The 1,093-nt window shown below is 58.8% G+C and carries 2 protein-coding genes; both read right to left on the bottom strand.

Translation table 11 applies throughout. The features are described from left to right. Window positions 1-474, bottom strand: a 474-nt coding sequence (locus EOA85_RS35860; RefSeq protein WP_164760158.1) for a TadE/TadG family type IV pilus assembly protein, incomplete at its 3' end; no start/stop codon positions are given. Between the two features lie 37 nt (window positions 475-511). Continuing rightward, window positions 512-1,069 carry a TadE/TadG family type IV pilus assembly protein gene (locus EOA85_RS35855; RefSeq protein ID WP_095517024.1) on the bottom strand — a complete coding sequence of 186 codons (558 nt, stop codon included), beginning with the start codon at window positions 1,067-1,069 and terminating at the stop codon, window positions 512-514. Between the last annotated feature and the right edge of the window lie 24 nt (window positions 1,070-1,093).

Below are 1,093 nucleotides of genomic sequence, written 5' to 3'. Positions count from 1 at the left end.
ACTTTCGACGCGAATAAGAAAGGTACCCTTGATCTCGAGCGCCGGTGGAACCTTGGTGATGGAGTTTTTGGCGGTGGCGGCGCTGAAGGCGCTACCGACCATCTTGCGTGACCACACGACCAGCACCTTCGGCGTCGTTTCGTCCGTGACCTGTATTGCGGTGATGATGATTTCCGGGGTCGATCGGTTGTACGGCTGAAGGGTGGAGTTGCCGATCTGCATGATCGCATCGAGATCGGCTGCCGTGATGGTCTGCTGCTGGGTAACGAGATCCGCCACCATGCTGCCGATGCGACTGACCTTTTTGCTGGTCTCGATGGCTTGTGAGGCTTCCATGGTCATGAAGTACATGATCAGCAGGACGGGCACGATGAAGGCAAACTCAACGGCCGCGACACCGCGGCGATCGGAGCAGAACCGGATGGTTTTCGTGCATATCCCAGCGATCCACTTATGTGCCCCCGCACGCGCCATGCCTTCGTCCTTTTCCCACCCACGCAACGGTACGTTTTCAATTGTCGAACGGCTCGTTCTGCCAGGTCACCGATGCGAAATGCAGCGTGTTGCCGTCTTTCAGATTGGCCATCGACTTGGCCATGAAATCGGTCATGACGGGCCATTTATAAAAAACCCGCAGCATGTTTATTGATTCAGCCAAGCCTGGGGATACCGTAAAAGCCGCGGGGTCCGTGCCGGTCAGCACGATTTCGCGGTCTTGGATCTTGAAGCCCGCCTGGGCCGCGGCGGCGAAGGTCGGATACTCGCGCAGGTCCACCTCCAATCCCGGGCAGTCCTTGGCGACCATGATCTCCAGCCGGCTGCAGATCATGGTCTTCAGCGTGGCCTCGGTCACATCGGCCTGCCTTACCTGGCCCGTCCGTAGCTGGCGCGCGACATCGTCGGTGATGTTGGCCATCACCTCTTGCCCGGCAAATGAAATGCAGCTCTCCAGTATGGCAAAGATGAGGAGCGCAAATGGCACGGCAAGCATCGCGAACTCCAAAGCCGTGCTGCCGCGCCGGTCGCCAAGGAAGCGCGCGGAAAAGCCTGCGAGTCCTGCTCTGATCATGTCCCGTGTCTGCCGATCCTGAAG

The organism is Mesorhizobium sp. M5C.F.Ca.IN.020.29.1.1 (assembly GCF_003997375.1).
Classification (GTDB): Bacteria; Pseudomonadota; Alphaproteobacteria; order Rhizobiales; family Rhizobiaceae; genus Mesorhizobium; species Mesorhizobium wenxiniae.
This window is presented reverse-complemented; position numbering and strand designations above follow the sequence as displayed.